General features: G+C 62.0%; 11 protein-coding genes and 2 pseudogenes. 7 read left to right on the top strand and 6 right to left on the bottom strand.

Annotated elements, in window-relative coordinates; translation table 11 throughout:
- Positions 1–4: 4 nt before the first annotated feature.
- Positions 5–1,570 (bottom strand): hypothetical protein, encoded by a 1,566-nt coding sequence (locus MTX23_RS30470; protein WP_280973808.1) that lies wholly within the window; start codon positions 1,568–1,570, stop codon positions 5–7.
- Entirely contained in the window at positions 1,567–2,784 is a 1,218-nt protein-coding gene (locus MTX23_RS30465; RefSeq protein ID WP_280978264.1) for a glycosyltransferase family 4 protein, read from the bottom strand. Before MTX23_RS30465 ends, MTX23_RS30470 begins: the two co-directional genes overlap by 4 nt.
- A 303-nt stretch (positions 2,785–3,087) precedes the next feature.
- On the opposite strand from MTX23_RS30465, the gene MTX23_RS30460 reads away from it, so the two are divergent.
- A complete protein-coding gene (locus MTX23_RS30460; protein WP_280978263.1) occupies positions 3,088–5,169 on the top strand; it encodes an exopolysaccharide transport family protein in 2,082 nt (693 codons plus the stop codon).
- A gap of 31 nt (positions 5,170–5,200) precedes the next feature.
- Here the strand turns inward: MTX23_RS30460 and MTX23_RS30455 are convergent, their stop codons facing one another.
- Entirely contained in the window at positions 5,201–6,547 is a 1,347-nt protein-coding gene (locus MTX23_RS30455; protein WP_280973807.1) for a polysaccharide biosynthesis C-terminal domain-containing protein, read from the bottom strand.
- Between the two features lie 532 nt (positions 6,548–7,079).
- Here MTX23_RS30455 and MTX23_RS30450 point away from each other — a divergent pair.
- The gene (locus MTX23_RS30450; protein WP_280973806.1) at positions 7,080–8,300 is read left to right on the top strand and encodes an NAD(P)/FAD-dependent oxidoreductase; all 1,221 of its coding nucleotides are present in this window, start codon (positions 7,080–7,082) and stop codon (positions 8,298–8,300) included.
- Positions 8,301–8,329: 29 nt separating this feature from the next.
- Here MTX23_RS30450 and MTX23_RS30445 read toward each other — a convergent pair whose 3' ends face one another.
- Positions 8,330–9,466, bottom strand: a complete 1,137-nt coding sequence (locus MTX23_RS30445; RefSeq protein ID WP_280973805.1) for a GNAT family N-acetyltransferase — start codon at positions 9,464–9,466, stop codon at positions 8,330–8,332.
- Between the two features lie 551 nt (positions 9,467–10,017).
- On the opposite strand from MTX23_RS30445, the gene MTX23_RS30440 reads away from it, so the two are divergent.
- The 3 genes from MTX23_RS30440 (at position 10,018) to MTX23_RS30430 (ending at position 13,261) form a co-directional block, all read left to right on the top strand.
- Positions 10,018–10,854: a WecB/TagA/CpsF family glycosyltransferase gene (locus MTX23_RS30440; protein ID WP_280978262.1), complete on the top strand. Its 837-nt coding sequence runs from the start codon at positions 10,018–10,020 to the stop codon at positions 10,852–10,854.
- A 92-nt stretch (positions 10,855–10,946) separates the two neighbouring features.
- A complete protein-coding gene (locus MTX23_RS30435; protein ID WP_280973804.1) occupies positions 10,947–12,242 on the top strand; it encodes an O-antigen ligase family protein in 1,296 nt (431 codons plus the stop codon).
- 11 nt (positions 12,243–12,253) lie between these two features.
- Positions 12,254–13,261 carry a cellulase family glycosylhydrolase gene (locus tag MTX23_RS30430; RefSeq protein ID WP_280973803.1) on the top strand — a complete coding sequence of 336 codons (1,008 nt, stop codon included), beginning with the start codon at positions 12,254–12,256 and terminating at the stop codon, positions 13,259–13,261.
- Between the two features lie 35 nt (positions 13,262–13,296).
- Here MTX23_RS30430 and MTX23_RS30425 read toward each other — a convergent pair.
- Together MTX23_RS30425 and MTX23_RS30420 are read right to left on the bottom strand one after the other, a co-directional pair.
- A pseudogene (locus MTX23_RS30425) lies at positions 13,297–14,108 on the bottom strand (aldolase).
- 275 nt (positions 14,109–14,383) lie between these two features.
- Positions 14,384–14,728: pseudogene (locus tag MTX23_RS30420) on the bottom strand (amidohydrolase family protein); the annotation flags it as partial.
- Between the two features lie 192 nt (positions 14,729–14,920).
- Between MTX23_RS30420 and MTX23_RS30415 the strand changes: the two are divergent.
- The gene (locus MTX23_RS30415; RefSeq protein WP_280973802.1) at positions 14,921–16,141 is read left to right on the top strand and encodes an MFS transporter; all 1,221 of its coding nucleotides are present in this window, start codon (positions 14,921–14,923) and stop codon (positions 16,139–16,141) included.
- 116 nt (positions 16,142–16,257) lie between these two features.
- Positions 16,258–16,899: an SGNH/GDSL hydrolase family protein gene (locus tag MTX23_RS30410; RefSeq protein ID WP_280973801.1), complete on the top strand. Its 642-nt coding sequence runs from the start codon at positions 16,258–16,260 to the stop codon at positions 16,897–16,899.
- The last annotated feature ends 4 nt before the right edge of the window (positions 16,900–16,903 follow it).

Below are 16,903 nucleotides of genomic sequence, written 5' to 3'. Positions count from 1 at the left end.
CGCGCTATTGGACCCGCCTTGCGACAGGTTTCGCTCCTGCCGCGCTATGCCATTTCGACAGGGACGTGCGGGCCGCGGACAGCAATCCGCTCAGCAAAACCGTGGTCTTCGGTTGAACCCGCGACCCGTCGATCACCTCGAGCTGGCCGCACCGGTTGAGCGTGTGCAGCTTTCGCCCGGTCCATGCCGGACCGGGCTTGAGCGAGTGACGAACGGCCTGCCTATAGGTCGTCGGCGACAGCTCGAGCACCTCCGCAAGACCGAGCGCCCCGCCATATCCGTTGGTGCAATCCTGCACCGGCCGCCACAGCCGGCCATTGATGTTCACGAAGTTTCCGGCCGGTCGGACACTCGCGCGATTCATCAAGACCGGATTGTTGGCGTGAGGCAACCAGGGGCCGAACAACTGCTCGGCATAGTAGATCGCCAATGTATCGGAATATCCGCCGGTGCCGTCGCGCCAAGCCCCGAACAGATAATAGAGGCCGTTGTGGCGCGTGATGGTCACATCGGCGAGCTCAAGCCCGGAGAGCAGCGTGCCGTGACGCTCCCACTTGTCGGGAAACCGAATGCACCTGTACAGCGGGACGTCCTGATGCTCGGTGCTTTCCGGGATCATCCATAGCTCGCCATTGTCTTCGATCAGGAACGGATAAGACAGATGCCATGGCTCTTCCAGCACTGGCACGACGTTTGCGACCGGCCCCTTGCCGTCGAACTCGACGGCGGAAATGATACCCTTGCCGACCCGGTGGTCGAGGTCTTCGAAGAAGACGAATGTTCGTCCCTGCCATTTGACCGGGAAAGGATCGGCGAAGAAGCGATGCCCGGGATCCCTCAGCACGTTCCAGGTCGGCCCGGATAGATCGCCGGTGTGCCAGACATCCGCGTTTTCGACGAAGCGCCAGCCGACATGCCAATGCGGCGCGTAGCAGCACAGGCGATAGATCTCCTTGGCAATCGAAGCAGCCAGGCCGCGTGCGACATAGGCGGTGGCATTTTGCGGCGTGCGTCCGCTGGTCGAAGCGGCCAGCTGCGGCACCAGCCGTGTGGCTCCGGACAGAATTGCCGTCAGCATCGTCAGGGTTCGTGCCATGACCGTTTCAAGCGCACCGCTCAAGCCGGTTGCGATTTCGCCGGAAGGATGGCCGCGGTCCATCACCGTACCGTCGAGCTCATTGACGATTTCGATCACCGGCAGATCACCGGCGAGCACGGCCGCGAGCGCGGCGTTCTCTCCCGCCACGCCGTTGAATCGCGGACGAAGATAGAGCCGGACAGAACAGTCCGGATTCCGTTTCGCAGTCGTGAAGTCGACCACCACGTCGGCCTTGCCCAATGAAGCGCGCGACTGTTCGGGTATTGCCTTCAATCTGTCGGCGCCGCCCGCCTTGCCCTTGCGCAACACCATGCGCTCGAGATCGAACAGCGCTTCCAGGCCGGCGGGCCGAGGCTGCGCCGTCGCGATCCACGCGATCTGCACCGGGACGTCCTGACCGTTGACGGGAAGCGCCTCGCGAGACATCCAGAGCCGTGCATGCTCCCTCTCGCAGCGAAACTCGATGATCATGTCCGGCCCACCTGATGTACGCCCGTTTCAATGGCTTCGTCGAGAATGTGGACGTATTCGTCGACCATGGTATCTAGCGAATAGCGCGACTTCAGGCCCTTGGCACATTGTCGCAGCTCTGCGCTCAGGGCGCTGTCCACCAGGATCCTGGAAACGGCGGCGGACAACTCGGCTTGGTGTCCAGCATCAACGAAAACGGCAGCAGGCTTGCCGTCGAACGATAGCACTTCGCGCAGAACAGGAAGGTCATTCACGACGCAAGGAATGCCCGCGCTCGCAGCCTCGACAGCGGCGAGCCCGAAGGTTTCGGCTTGCGACGGGAACACGAATACGTCGAGGCAGGCCAGAAAGTCCGCCATCTGCTGCGGCGGAATCTCGCCGATGAAGTGCAATCTGTCGCTGACTTTCAGCTCGTCGGCCAACGCCCTTAGCCGTTCCTCGTCCGCGCCTTGCCCGGCGAGCGCAAGGTGCCACGACGGTTCGCCGGCGAGCAGACGTATTGCCGCGTCAAGCCGCTTGTGCGGGTGCAGCCTGGCGGCGCACCCGAGCAGGATGCAATCCGGCGGCAGCTTGAACTGTTGCCGCGCAATCTTTCTTGGCAGACCGCGAGATTTGTCGCCGAAACCGTGCGGGACGTGTTTCATGCGCGACCGATAGGGAGCCGGATAGCGCGCGTACTCGCGCTCCATGTCCCGCGAGTTCAGCGTGATGCACGTGAAGAATCCGACGCTGCCCATGACGATGTCGGCGGCACGAACCGGCCAGCTCATCGACATTGCCGAGGACACCTGGTTGGCGATAACGGGGGCGCGGCTGACGAGGCGCGATACGCCTGCGCCGATGACGTTGCCGAAATGCTGGAAGGTCAGGACGACATCAGGCTTGATGGTTCTGATATGACCGGCGAGCGTCCACAGCATCCTGAGCAGCGCGGCTGGATTTCCCGGGCGGCTCGCAGCGCAGTAAAGCGTATTGGGCGGCTCGTCGAAGGAATCCGATTTGCGGAAGAAGAACAGATTGTAGACTTCATAGCCGCGCGCGGTCAGGCCGTTGCCAAGCAGTCTCGAGATCTCCTGAGCGCCGGCGTTCTCCGCCTGAGTCTGCATCAGGATGACGCGCTGCTTCGGCTGGATCGTGCTTGGCCGATCGCGTGATGCGGATGACGATTGGAGCCGCACCTCGCGCAGGTCTGGGCTTGGCTTAAAGTGGAGCACGGATTCCTCAGCCGTTGAGGGTATGGATTCGTCTCCCTCATTTTTATGCGCATCCTTATCACGCGAGACACGTTCGTACGTCGAGCAACGCGTGTTGAGGTTACTGCACATTTTACGGACTTGCTGGCGAAACGAGATTCCATTGTGTTGGCGGCAAGGTACAGGCAGCGCGTTAACTAATTGGTTACGGCCATGCATGGGTTACGGCCGTGCAACTAGAGGTAACTGTCGATTAACCATAGATATCTACTTAAGGCAGGCCGCTGAATAGTGAATGCCAGTGAACTTGAGTCAGAACCCATGATGTTCGGTAGCCGCCAAGGCCCGAGACGGTCCGATCCAACGGATCCCGCAGCGTCGTGGGAGACTGCTGCACCGGCGCGCAAGCCTGTGGGAGAAGCCCGCAAGGGTGTGCTGACGCTTGCAGGTACAATTTCCTTCCTGCGCGAAAACGGTCGACGCATATTGACGCTCGCGTCGGTTATCTTCGCGATCGGTATCATCCTCCTGCTGCTTATTCCGGCTCGCTATGCGGCAACTGCACTGGTTGTCGTCGACCCGCGTGAGCAGCGCGTGACCACCGATCAGGACGTGCTGCCGGGGATCGGCCAGGATGCCGCGGCGCTTCAGAGCTTGGTCGAGATTGCGAAATCCGACGGCTTCCTGCGGCCGCTGATCGAGCAGCTCAAGGTCGCGGACGACGAAGACATTGCCGGCGGCAAGACCGACCCCACCCGTCTGCTCGACAAGTTTCGCAGCCGGCTCGACATTTCCCGTCGTGGGCTCACTTACGTCATCGCCATCAAGTTCACGTCCAACAATGCGCAGCGCGCCGCATACTACGCCAACGCCGTGGCCGAGGCCTTCGTTGCCAATCAGCGCGGGACACGCGTCGTGGCCACCGACGAGGCGGCCGACTGGCTCAAGAGCCGGCTGAAGACGCTGAACGACCGCTTGAGGGCGTCGGAGGACGCCGTCGCCGCGTTCAAGCTCGAGCACCGGATCGTGAATGCCGGCAGGGATTCAACGACCCAGCAATTGCGCGTTACCGATCTCACGCAGCAGGTTGCCGCCGCACGTGCGCGCACCGAGGAGGCCAAGGCGCGCTACGAGCAGGCGCAGCGCGACCTGAAGGCGAATGTCGATGGGCCGGTCAAGCAGGACCTCCTGGCCGCGCTGCGGGCGCAGCGCTCGGCGCTCAACGATCAGATTGCGCAGAAGCGTGCGGTGCTCGGTGACCGTCACCCCGATCTCGTCATGTCGTACGGCCAGTTGAACGACCTCAACCGGCGGATCGAGATCGAGCGGAAGAAGAACATCGAGACTGCAAAGTCGGAATATGAGGCCCAGCGCGACCAGCAGAAGGGCCTTGAAGACCAGCTGAAAGCGGTAGAATCGCAGATCCTGGTCGACGGTCAGGCGCTCGTCAGGTTGCAGGAGTTGCAGCGTGACGCGGACGCCAACAAAAACATCTACGAGCAGTTCCTGTCGCGGTACAAGACGACCGACGAGCAGCGCCTGCTGCAGAACTCTCAGACCAAGATCGCTTCGCCTGCCACAGCGCCGGTGCGCTCGACGCTTCCGCCGCTGCCCCTGCTGATCGCCGCGCTCGCGATTGCCTCGCTGCTGATCGCGACGGCCATCGTCGCCGCGCCTGGCCTGAAGCTGCTCCCGGCGAAACCCGTTCCGGGAACCCGCGGTGCGGATGCTCCCTCGCTGCAAACCGAGTTGCCGCCGGAGCCGCCGGTTCTGGTCCGGATTCCCAACGTGTCGTCGCCGGGCTCCATCAAGAGCGTCTGGCAGACGCCGATCTCCACGACGGGCGAACCCGATCTCAGTCCGCATCTGCAACGCTTGATCGAGAACATCGAACAGCTTCCGGGGCCGCACGGCAAGGTCGCGCTTGTGATGTCCGCGGACGCCAGTGCCGGCGGCAGCACGGTGGCACGATCGCTCAACCGGTCTGCCATCGAGAACAGAACGCTGAGCGTCCTAATCGAGATGGAACCGAAGCCCACCGATGCGACGCCTGCGACGCAAGCATCCGGCATCGTCAAGTCGGACCTTCGCTCCGTCGAAGAACTCCTGAACGGCAGTGCGAAGAGCCGGCCGTTGCCGCCGGACGATATTCGTGCCGATTTCGGCCTCATCATCGTCGACGCGTCGTCTTTTGTCGCGCAGCCGGATGTGGCGGCGCTGGCTGCCTATGCCGACCTGGTCATCCTGGTGGTTCGCGACGGCGCGGCCAATGCAGCCGCCATGCGCAAGGCACAAGCTGACCTGTCAAAATTCGGCGGCGCGTCGATGGCGGTTGTCGTCAACCGTGTAGGCGCCAGCCCGACGGCCCGCGCCGCGCGAGCCGAGGCGCTGGGATTCGCGAGCTGAGCGCGGATTGCCGCGCGCCGACTGAACCGACCTAGTCGTTCGAGTCCGCCGTGCCGACCGCGTAGGTATCTGTCTTATCAGACGCGAAGTGGCAAAGTACCAGAATGGACGGGTCGAGGCCGGTTCGCTTGCGACAAAGCACGTTGAGCGCGGTGGTCGCGAGCGCCAGCGACACCGTGGCGGAAATCGCGGCACCGAGCACGCCGAGCCAGGGGATCAGGACAAGAAACCCGACGAGCCGCAACACGACGTTGGCAGCGACGACGGGGACATATTCGCGCTCATGGCCGGTCAATTGCAATATCGCCGCGGCCGGGCCGCCCGCCGCCTGAAATGCCGTCCCTATCGCGAGCACGATCAACACCCATTGCTGAGCGACGAAGTGCGGCCCGAACAGACCGAGAAGATAGGGCGCTCCGACCCAGACCAGCAATAGCCCGCTGAGCACGCAAAGCGCGGTCACCTCCGCCATGAGCTTTAAAGTGTGCTCAAGCTCATCGTGGTTCTTGCTGAAGTACAGCGAGGGGAGCCGGCGCGCGCCGAAGGTGTACAGTGCAGCCGAGAGCATGGCGAAGATGTTCGCCAAACGCGAGGCCGCAAAATAAACACCCGCTGTTGCAGGATCCAGCATCCAGTAAACGAGGATGACGTCGAAGTACTGGTTCGCCGCCTCAAGGATGGAGGAAAGCCAGAACCGAAACGCGCTCGTCCTCCAGCGGGACGTCTCGAAGCGGGCGGTCACGTCGCGCAGGTGAGAAATAACACGCACGATCGAAGCGATCTGCACCAGCAAGCCTGCGAGCATCGCCACCGTCATCGCGGTGAACAGCTCCGCGGGGGTGAGCTGCCGGTGACCGAACAAGGCTGCGATCAGAAGCAGGACGACGGCGACCCGCCAGAAGAATTCCCGATTGCCTTCTCCCATCAGAATGCTGACCAGGGATCGCGCGATCTGGCTGCCGAGCATCAGGCCGGCATTGACGGCCGTAAACGCCGAGACCGACAGGATCAGGAGCCACCATTCGCCGCGAATGCCTGCCACGGCCGCGATGGCCGAGATCGAGAGCAGCATGGCGATCGCCGAGCTCCTCAGGCTGGATAACAGCACCCCCTTGGTAAGATCGGCGCGGCCTCCGACGTCGTACTCGTTGAGGAAGCGAACCAGAAGCAGCTCCTGGCCGATCAGACCTACGACCGATGCGATCTGGGCAATCGACAGCCAGGTCGCAAAATCTCCAAACGCCTCGGGCGACATTGCCCGCGCCGCCAGTGAGAACAACGCGAACGCAAGCCCGCCGCTGCCCACCTTGAGGAGGATCGTCCCGGCGACGCCGCGTGTCACGTCACGCCGCATCAGTTGGAAAAGAGAGGCGAACATGAAAGCGAGGGACCCTTCTCCTTCCAAGAAACTGCGACGCCGTCGAGGCGAAACAATCGGTGAAGCGGGGAGTGTTAACGGTCGGTTGCTAAGATTCAGTTCCTCCTCGTAGCTCTCAACTCCCCGCTGGTGTGAACCGGGCGAACCGGCTGCATTGCTCCATTTCGAAACGCCGCACTCCTCGCTGTCTCCAAACGAGGCAGGCGCGAGTGGTTCGTCGCGGCAGGCGTAACCGCGTGAATGCAGCGGGGCGAGGCCGGATCTGCGCGTCATGGGCACGATATCGTAGCTCTCCGGGACTGGATTCGATCCATCGATCCGGCAGCAAACGACCGCGGACTCTGCTGCTGAGCCTCGGAAAAACAGGTTTTCATGACGCTCACCGTGCAAGGCGCGTGCCGAACCGCCGTCGCCCGGGGCTCATGTGTTGCCGTTAACCTCAATATCGCAACGGTCGGAGCGGTTCGGGGAAGGGTGTGCATCCGGCAGGGAAATTGCAGTCCCGGCGCCATCAGCCGTTGGAGTGGACAGCATGATCGCCGACCAGAGCACGACAAAGCCGATAGCAGCAGATGACACTGAGGTGATCGAAACCGATATTGCGATCATCGGCGCCGGGTTGAGCGGTTCGCTCGCCGGAGCCGTGCTGGCCCGCGCCGGATACCGCGTTGTCCTGATCGACAAGCGCACGGTCCCTCCGCACGAATTTCGCGTTGAAAAGATCGCCGGTACGCAGGTCGATATCTTTCGCCGGCTGGGCTTCCTCGGCGACATCGAGGCAGCCGCCGCTACCTTTGACCGGGTGGTCAACATCAGGGAGGGCAAGGTGGTCGATGTCAGCGTCCGCCGCGCGTACGGGATTCGCTATTCCGACCTCGTTGCCACGGCCCGACGCCTCTTGCCCGACCAGTCCAGCTTCATCCGTGACGAGGTCACCGCCATAAACTGCAGCGAAGACCTTCAACATTTGCTGTTGGCTTCTGGGAAACGCGTCACGTCGCGCCTCGTCGTTCTGGCGACCGGCATGGCGGGGGCGCTTGGGTACAATCTCGGAATGAAGCGGCGGGTGCTTGCCGCGCGCCATTCGGTTTCCTTCGGATTCTCGATTGCGGCTGCGGAGGACGCGCCGTTCGATTTCGAATCGCTGACTTGCTATGGGGAGCGGTCGACCGACGGCGTCGACTATCTCAACCTGTTTCCGGTCCCGGATGGCATGCGGGCAAACCTGTTCCTGTTTCGCGACTCGAACGATCCGATCATGCGCGAGCTGCGGCGGGAAACAAAGCCGACGCTACTTCGCTTGATGCCAGGATTGCAGCGTTATGTTGGCGATTTCCGTGTTATCGATCAGGTGCAAAACTGGGTGATGGACCTGTCCGTGATCGAAGGCCACGTGCAGCCCGGTGTCGTGGTGATCGGCGATGCGTTTCAGACCAACTGTCCTGCCGCCGGAACCGGCGTAAGTCGCCTGTTGGTGGATGTCGAACGTCTCTGCACGGAGTACGTCCCGCGCTGGCTGGAGACCGACGGCATGGGTATCGAGAAGATCTCGCAGTTCTATTCCGACCAGGACAAGGTCGCGGCCGACCAGCGTTCATTGCAAGTGGCGCACTTTCGCCAGGCCCTGGCGTCGAGCACGGACATCCGATGGAACGTGCAGCGAAGGCTGCATTTCCTGCGACGGAGTATCACTCACCGGGTGGACCGGATTCGGCCTGGTTGGGTCGCACGCGTTCGCAGTGCGCTCAGGTAGCCGGAAGACGGGCCGTTCGGGCGGCCTCGCTACTGTGTGTCGGTCGAGGTCCGGATCGGCTGAGCTCTGAAATCAGCCATTCTCTTGACCGCCTGCTTGATCCAGGGCGCTTGCTTCAATGCGAACATCGCAACGGCCCCGGCGGCGCTGCCCGCTTGCGTCACGCTTGATATCGGCGAAGGCCGACCTCCAAACAGCTTCTTGTACGGCTCGTCGCCGATGGTGAAGTCGAGGACGTGATCGCCACGGTCGATACAGGCCTTTGCGACCCGTTCGAAGGTCAGCGAGCCGATCGACTGGCTCTTGTATCCCGCGATGTCGAACGCTGTCATCAGGATGAGGAAGCTGTCACGATGAGACAGGCCGAGCACGGTTGCAATCACGTTGCCATCTATCTTCATGACATATAGCCGGACAAAGGAGCCTAAGCCGCGCAGCGCCACGTCGGAGTAGAAGTCGAAATACTCGGGGCGCTGCAGCAGGTCGCCGTCGCCTTGTGCCTGAAAGCGTGGGCCACGAAATTTCTTCATCGCTTCCATCGCCTCCATGATGGAAGCACTGTCGGTGCAGCACGAGAAGGTCAACGCACCCTTCTTCTGCAGCTGACGCCACTTCTTTGCGAGCTCTTTTCGATAAGAAGGGTTGAGTGCGTTGGCCTGCCATTGCTCGAATGGGGTCGTCAAAGCCGTTGCATACGAATTCGTGTTCGCGGCAACTCGGCGCGGCGCCGCCAGAAGACTCTCGATCAGCATTCTGGCATCGAGCAGTTTGGGAAGGCGCAACAGATCAAACGGCCTGATCAGTTGTCGAAGCTTTGCGCAGGCACTCTGATCCTGGAGCAGATCGGCGAATTTTTTGACGGTGCAAACAGGCGCCAGGTAGTCGGATACGCGCAGGTCCGCGAACTCGATGGTCCGCATAGGCCCGCGCCGCAGCCGCAGCAGGGGCAGCACCGCCGCCAGTGCGCCGGCTGCCCGATCGCGAACGACGACAATCAGCGGCTTCGCCGCCATGGCGGGCGCGAGCTTGCTGTAGAGAGCGCTCAGCCACAGCGGGTGCTGAAAGGCGGTGGCGTCTGAGTCCTTGAATAATTCCGCATATTCTTGAGACAAGAAATCGAATGCGTCGTCGATGCATACATCGAACGCGTCATTGTTCTTATTCATGTGAGACCAGACAACCGGTGGTTTCGAGGCGCCTGCCAAGCCAGCGCGGCGCCCTTATAGCAAAGGCCGAGTGGTTCGGGCAGCAGCGGAATGTGGTTTGTATTAACACGATGGCTTCGCCGATCTCGCGGTTTCATGGTTGGCGGAAGCGCATATGAGGCCCAACCATGCTGGCGCCGACAGCCGTCGTCCCCGGCCGCGCAAATGCCGTTTGCCACATCACCAGACGTACGGCCGCAGGCGTAGTCGCGATGCCGTCCGTCGTTATCGTTAACGAACCGTGGACAGCCCAGTCAATGACCTCGGCGCGGACGGGCGCACGAGCTGGACCGGATATTGCACTTGGGGGCGCGGAAGCATTGGAGTCTCCGGTGAACATGTTGAGTCATAGTCAGAAAGCTCGCGTTTCCTACGAAAATTCGTCGTCGCGGCACGACGGCGAACGCGCCCGGCGTATCAATTCCGATACGGTTGCCCCGCGTGTCCGGATTTGGAACATGGAGCGCGGCGCGCAGCCGAAGTCCCCGGCAGACGTCCCCGCGTCGACGGCGATGCCGAGCAAAGCACCCGGTACGCGTGAACGTCGCGCCAACCCCGTCGGCAGAGCCGCGACCGCAAATATTCCTCGGGAGACCGTCGGCGGGCTGCGGCTCGCCGTGGTCGATCTCGAGCAGACGGCGGACTTCATGATCGACGCGGTGTTTCCACGTCGGCGCATCGGCCGGCCGCTATATCTGACGTCGGCCAACGGCGAGGTGCTCTCGCGATGCTCGACCGAGCCGGTGACCGACCGGCTGTTCCGTTCCGCTGACCTGATCAATGCCGACGGGCAGCCGCTGGTCATGATGTCGAAGCTCCGGTCTCAACAGCCGCTGCCCGAACGCGTCGCCACGACGGACCTGTTCCACGTCGTTGCGCGCAAGGCCCAGGCACTCGGGCTGTCCTTCTACATGTTCGGCGCCAATGCGGCGGAGAACGAAGCGGCCGTCGCCAACGTCCGCAGCATGTATCCGAAGCTCAAGATCGTTGGTCATTCGCACGGCTATCTGCGCGGCGAAGCGCTGCGATCCAAGGTCGATGAGATCAACGCGCTGGAGCCCGACTTCCTCTGGGTCGCGCTTGGCGTGCCCTACGAGCAGGCGTTCGTCGAAGAGTTCATGCCGCAGCTTTCCAGTGTCGGCGTCATCAAGACCTCGGGCGGGCTGTTCAACTTCCTGTCGGGCAGCCGGCCGCGCGCGCCGCAATGGATGCAGAGTTCGGGTTTGGAATGGGCTTGGCGCCTCTGGCTTGAGCCGCGCCGGCTGTTCTGGCGTTACCTCACCACCAATCCGCGCGCTCTCTATCTTCTGTTCAACCACACCAGGGCCTCGCATCCCAAGGGGGATTGAAGCGTCGCGGCGACCAAGGATGGGAAGTGTACGCTCCGGCTCCGATTGGCCGGGGTAGCAAATGATTAACCATGCTTCATGAAGCTCGACTCATGACCAGAGCGCGAACCGAGGTGGATTGGGACGAGGCTGACAGCGGGCTCTGGCACGCGCCCAGCGTGGAGGCGGAAAACGTCGCGAAGACGGTCATCGGCTGGTCCATCACCGTCAACGTGGTCATGTCGATGGGGACCTTCAATTCAGGACTGCTGGCGCCGGAACATACCTATCTGCAGCAGTCGGTCGCCCTCTTGATGTGGAGTGTGCTGATCTACGCGAGTGCATTTGTACGCTCCCGTCTGCGACTGGCCGTCAATCTCGATACGATCGCGGTCGTCGCATTCTACGCGTTTGCCACGAGCTCGGTGCTCTGGACCAATCTGAGCCTGGCGGCCTTCATGAAGGCCGCGGCGCTCGCAATGACGACCTTCGGCGCGTTCTGTCTCATCACCCGCGTCGAGATCGATGGCATCATAAAGTCGACGGTCAGAGGGCTTTTTGTCCTGGCGGTAGCGTCGACTCTCTGTGCGGTGTACGTCCCGGATATCGGGATCGACCACACCTGGATGCACAACGGTCAGTGGCAAGGCGTGTTCGAGTCGAAACAGACCCTGGGATTCGTAGGCGCGTACCTGATGTTCTTTTCGGCTTATCGAAAGATGACCGGACAGGGGTGGCTGCCCTTCCTCGCCACATTCCTGCTCGCGTCGGTCTGTGTCCTCGCATCGGAATCACGCGGCGCCGGCGCCGTGGCACTCGCTGCCTGCGCTCTGGTCCTTACGTCCATGCGGTCGGTCGGGTGCATGAAGATCTATGCGGTGCTGCCGTGCGTCATGTGCGTAGCAGGAGGAATCCTGATCCTGTATTTCTACGTGACCGGATACGACGCCATTCACCTCTTCGACTCCACGATCAACTTCACCGAGCGAACCTTCATCTGGCACTACGCGATCAGTCATTTCGACGATGCGCCCTTGCTCGGTTTCGGGATCAATGGATTCTGGACCAATCTGGAGATCTATGACTATTTCAATCAGAACCACGGATGGGTGCTTGACGACTATCACAACGGCTACATTGCCGTTCTGATTGAAACGGGATTCCTGGGGTATCTTCTCTTCACCGCAAGCGTCTTCCTGTTCTCAAACAAGATGCTCTACCTGATTTCCGAGCGGGCAATCGACCGCCTCCATTGCGCTCTCATCATCGGATTTGTCGTTCTCAGTTACCAGACGAACTTCACGGAGACGACCTTTCTTCGTTCGACGATGTTTACATCGGTGCTTCTGGTTTCCTTCTTCCTCGCAATATGCAGGCCCGTCTACGCGGTAAGTTCGGAGCCGTCGTGAATCGGAGTGGAATGATGGCTGCTAGCGTTCGTTGGCCGGGAACCGTCAACCTGCTGCTGGTCTTTCTCCTGGCTGCGCTGGCCTGGCCCGCTGACGCGGCAGAATGCGGCCCCGCACTCGGGCGTGGCATCAATATCCTCGGATATGACGGCATCTGGGAGGGATACCAGAATGCGCCATTCCGTCTGGAAAACTTGTCCGCCATTCGCAAGGCGGGCTTCTCGCATGTCAGGATCAATTTCTTCGGGTTCAAGCACATGAATTCCGAGAACGTGCTGGACGAAGCTGTCCTGAGGCGGCTCGATTTCGTGATTGAACAGGTGCTTGCCCGAAAGCTGATACCCATCCTTGACGAGCACGATACTGACCTCTGCCAGCGCGCTGTCGCGACATGCGCGGAGAAACTCAAGGCGTTCTGGCGGCAGATCGCATCGCGCTATGCGGGACGATATCCCGCGCTGCTGTTCGATATCCTCAATGAACCCGGGGGGAACATGACCTCGGCCCAGTGGAATTCACTGCTTGGCGAATGTCTCCACATCATCCGGGCGGGAAGTCCCGATCGAGGTGTCATTGTCGCCGCGTTGAATACCGAGGAGGCGCCGATCGACGAGCTGGCCTTGCCGGCCGAGGACAGAAGACTGATCGTGACCTTTCACTATTACGCGCCCCTTCGGTTCACGCATCAGGGCGCGCCGTGGTCGCCGACGTTCTCGAAGATCGGACCTTTGAATTGGGGCAGCGCGGAGCACGAAGCGAAGATCATGGCGGATTTCGACAGGATCCGTCTCTGGGCGGAGAAGGAAAGACGTCCGATCTACCTTGGCGAATTCGGCGTCTACGAGCGGGCTCCCTCGGACAGCCGGACGAAATACCTGTCGTTCGTGGCGCGAACGGCCGAGCGATACGGCTGGGCGTGGGCCTATTGGCAGTTCGATCACGATTTTGCTGCGTTCGATGGCGCGCGTCAGGCATGGAATCGGGATATCTTGCGCGCGATCATTCCCTCCGCGCGCTGAAGTGCGCCGGCCGCGCTGCTGAGCCGATCGGGGGCTCAACTCCGATAGGACGGCTCCTCCCGATCGAGGATCCGCTTCAGGCTTTCGAGATGCTGCCGGGCCGAGGAGGCGTCGCCTTCCCGCATCTGCCTCGCCGTCGCCGCTGCGATATCGGTGGGAACCGGAACAAGCGGGCGTCCGGTCGACATCGCGATGCACTGCACCTCGCAGGCGCGCTCGAGATAATAGAGGTCATCCCAGGCTTCCGCGATGGAGTTGCCGAGCACCAGCACGCCATGATGCTTCATGAAGATCACGTCGGCATCGCCCACGGCTGCGGCGATGCGATCGCCTTCCGTGCCGGCGAGGGCCAGCCCGTTGTAGTTACGGTCGACCTGGTGCGGCCATAGAACTTCAGCGAAGTCTGGCCGGCAAATGCCAGCGGTTCACCGTCGATCATGCAAAGTGCGGTCGCGTGCGGCATGTGGGTATGGAAGGCGACCTTGGCCCGCGGCACCTTCAGATGCAGTCGCGCGTGGATGAAAAAGGCGGTCGCTTCCGGCAATCCCTGTCCGGACAGCACGTTGCCGTGAAAGTCGCAGATCAACAGCTGCGAGGCAGTGAGCTCGCTGAAGGCGTAGCCGTAGGGATTGACCAGGAAGAGATCGTCATAGCCCGGCACGACGGCGGAGAAGTGGTTGCAGATTCCTTCGTGCATGCCGAGGCGCGCGGAGAAGCGAAAGCAGGCGGCGAGATCGACGCGGGCGTTCCACACGGCTTCGCTGCCAAAATCCGGACGGTTCGGTGCAACCCGGCCGGTCTCGGCGGGCGGAGCTTGATCGGTATCGCGGTTCAGAGCGTGAGCCATGTCGCTTCCTTGTGTCGGCCGGATCGCCGTGAGGGAGTGGCCGACCACGAACTGATCTCGCGCTACGCGGCATGGCCGGTGCGAAGGGTCATAATGTGCAATCCAGGGTATGTCGAGGTCGTGGAATTTGCCCGAGGGCTCGGTCGCTTGCGCGAGTGACGTCGCGACGGCGGCTCCCGGGTCAGGCCTGGCCGGCATCCTTGATGATGCGATTATCGCGCGCCGTGAGCACTCCGCCCTTGTAGACAGAGCGACCCGCAGGCCGCGCGACAACGGCTTCCATGCCCGATACAGAGATCGAGCTGGTTCCGCGCGCGGACGTCCATGGGCGCGGCGACAGCAAGATTCTCGGCCTGAAACGCCACCCGCTCATGGACGTCGAAACCCTTCGTGCACGGTCTATGCGGCCGCCAAGTGTCGCCATAGAAGCTCGTGTCGAGGTGAATGTGACCTTCGACGAAGCTGGGAACGACCAGCGCATTGTCGAGGTCGACGACATCGACATCGGTCGGGTGATGCTCGGAACTCTCGACCGCAACGATACGGCCGCCGCGGACCAGCATGTTGCCGCGAGAGCCGTCGGCGAAGCGCGCATTGGCAAAGAGTCTGTCGGCCGGCACCAAGTCTCCATCCTTCTTGTTGATTGCGACCTGCGTGCAGGCCGCGTGGGTCTGCCGTGCCTTGCCTAACACAGCCGGGAGAATAATATCCCGACTGATCGAGAGCGCAAGGAACCGGGTTCGTTGCCGGATATTCAGGACAAGCAGGAGTTCGGCGTCCAGCGCGCAGCATTTGCCGCAACCATTGGCAACATGCTGGAGTTCTATGATTTCATCACCTACAGCTTCTTCGCGATCGAGATCGGCCACACCTTCTTTCCGGCGCATAGTGCATACGGCAGCCTGATGTTGTCGCTGGCGACCTTCGGCGCCGGCTTTCTGACGCGGCCAATCGGCGGCATTGTGCTCGGCATCTATTCCGACCGTGTCGGGCGGCGGCCGGCCATGTTGCTCAGCTTCGCGTTGATGGGAGCCGCGATCCTGACCATCGCGCTCACACCGTCTTACGACTCGATTGGTCTGGCCGCGCCGGTCATCGTGATCGCTGCGCGCATGATGCAGGGATTTGCGCTCGGTGGGGAGGTCGGGCCGACCACGGCCTATCTCGTCGAGATCGCTTCGCCGCAGCGTCGCGGCGTGGTGGTGGCGTGGCAGCCTGCCAGCCAGGAGATCGCGGCGACCACCGGCGCTTTGGTCGGCGTCATCCTGAGCAGCACGATGACGCCGGACATGATCCTGGCCTATGGATGGCGCATCGCATTCCTGATCGGGGCTGTCTGCCTGCCGTTCGGCCTGTGGATGCGCCGCACGCTGCCGGAAACGATTTCGCACGATGCCCGTGCCGCCGAGCGTGCCGAGAGCTCGAGCCATGTCGCGCTGGCGCGCCGGCATATCCGGGTGATCGTGCTGGCGGTGATGATCCTCGCCAGCGGTACGATCTCGACCTATGTGACCCAGTACATGACGACCTATGCCAAGAACACCCTGCATGTGTCGTCGTCCCTGGCGTTCGCCGTGTCGCTGGTAAGCAACGGTCTCCAGATCATCGGCGCGGTGTTCGGCGGATGGCTCGCGGACCGTTTTGGACGCAAGCCGATCATGGTCTGGCCGCAGCTGGTCGTGCTGGTGCTGACCTATCCGACTTTCCTCTGGATCGTGCAGGATCCCGGAATGTCGTCGCTGCTCATCGGCTTCGGTATCCTGTCATTCATCGGATCTTTGCCGTTCACGGCCTTCTATGCGAACTTCACGGAGGCATTGCCGCAGAACATTCGCGGCGGCGTCTTCGCCACCATCTATGCAGTCGCGATCGCGGCATTTGGCGGCACCGCGCAGCTCGTGGTCACCTGGCTGCTTCATGTTTCGGGCGATCCATTGGCGCCGTCCTGGTATCTGCTGCTCGCGGCGACCGTCGGCCTCATTGCAATGAGCCTGATGCCCGAGACCGCCCCCGTCAAAACCGGCGAGGCGTGAACCGTCGAAGCTCTGCTGCGCTGGTGGCAAATCGATCGTATCGTCGACGCGCTGATGATTCTGCTCGCCGTATTCTCCGACGACATGCACTCTCAACCTGACGGGGCAGGGTACCGTTGACGAAACGCATCATGTGCTTTGGCGATTCCCTGACCTGGGGCTGGATCGTGGCGCCGGAGACGTCGTCCACGCGCTTCCCGTATCACCAGCGATGGACCGGTGTCATGGCGGCCAGGCTCGGCGCCGGTTACGAGATCATCGAGGAGGGCCTGAATGGGCGCACGACATCGATCGACGATCCCGTCGATCCGGGGTTGAACGGTTCCGCCTATCTGCGGACCGCGCTGGCGAGCCACCGTCGGCTCGACCTCGTCATCATCTTGCTTGGCACCAACGACACCAAGAGCGACTACCGCCGCACACCGCACGACATCGCCATCGGGATGTCCGAGCTGGTAGCGCAGGTGTTAGCGTCCGGGACCGCCTATCCCGCGCCGAAGGTGCTGATCGTTGCGCCGCCTCCGTTGGCTGCCTTGCCCGATCCCTCACTCGAGAGCCTGTTCGAGGGAAGCCGCGAAAAGACGCTGGCGCTCGCATCGCACTACAACGCGCTCGCCAACTCCATGAAGGTCGATTTCTTCGACGCGGGAGGTGTGATTTCGACCGGCGGCGCCGACGGCATCCACTTCTCGGCCGAGAACAATGCGGATCTGGGAGCGGCCCTGGCCGAGAAGGTCGCCGCTATCCTTGCGTCCTGAGCGG

The sequence above is a fragment of the Bradyrhizobium sp. ISRA436 genome (assembly GCF_029910015.1).
Lineage (GTDB): Bacteria > Pseudomonadota > Alphaproteobacteria > Rhizobiales > Xanthobacteraceae > Bradyrhizobium.
The sequence above is the reverse complement of the archived record's forward strand: the minus strand, read 5'-3'. Positions and strand labels throughout refer to the sequence as shown.

Bases quoted from the DNA above. Each gene is read 5' to 3' on its own strand.
- MTX23_RS30460 (WP_280978263.1), top strand. From the start codon at position 3,088: ATGTTCGGTAGCCGCCAAGGCCCGAGACGGTCCGATCCAACGGATCCC.
- MTX23_RS30445 (WP_280973805.1), bottom strand. From the start codon at position 9,466: ATGAATAAGAACAATGACGCGTTCGATGTATGCATCGACGACGCATTC.
- MTX23_RS30415 (WP_280973802.1), top strand. From the start codon at position 14,921: ATGCTGGAGTTCTATGATTTCATCACCTACAGCTTCTTCGCGATCGAG.
- MTX23_RS30440 (WP_280978262.1), top strand. From the start codon at position 10,018: ATGCCGAGCAAAGCACCCGGTACGCGTGAACGTCGCGCCAACCCCGTC.
- MTX23_RS30450 (WP_280973806.1), top strand. From the start codon at position 7,080: ATGATCGCCGACCAGAGCACGACAAAGCCGATAGCAGCAGATGACACT.
- MTX23_RS30470 (WP_280973808.1), bottom strand. From the start codon at position 1,570: ATGATCATCGAGTTTCGCTGCGAGAGGGAGCATGCACGGCTCTGGATG.
- MTX23_RS30430 (WP_280973803.1), top strand. From the start codon at position 12,254: ATGATGGCTGCTAGCGTTCGTTGGCCGGGAACCGTCAACCTGCTGCTG.
- MTX23_RS30455 (WP_280973807.1), bottom strand. From the start codon at position 6,547: ATGTTCGCCTCTCTTTTCCAACTGATGCGGCGTGACGTGACACGCGGC.
- MTX23_RS30435 (WP_280973804.1), top strand. From the start codon at position 10,947: ATGACCAGAGCGCGAACCGAGGTGGATTGGGACGAGGCTGACAGCGGG.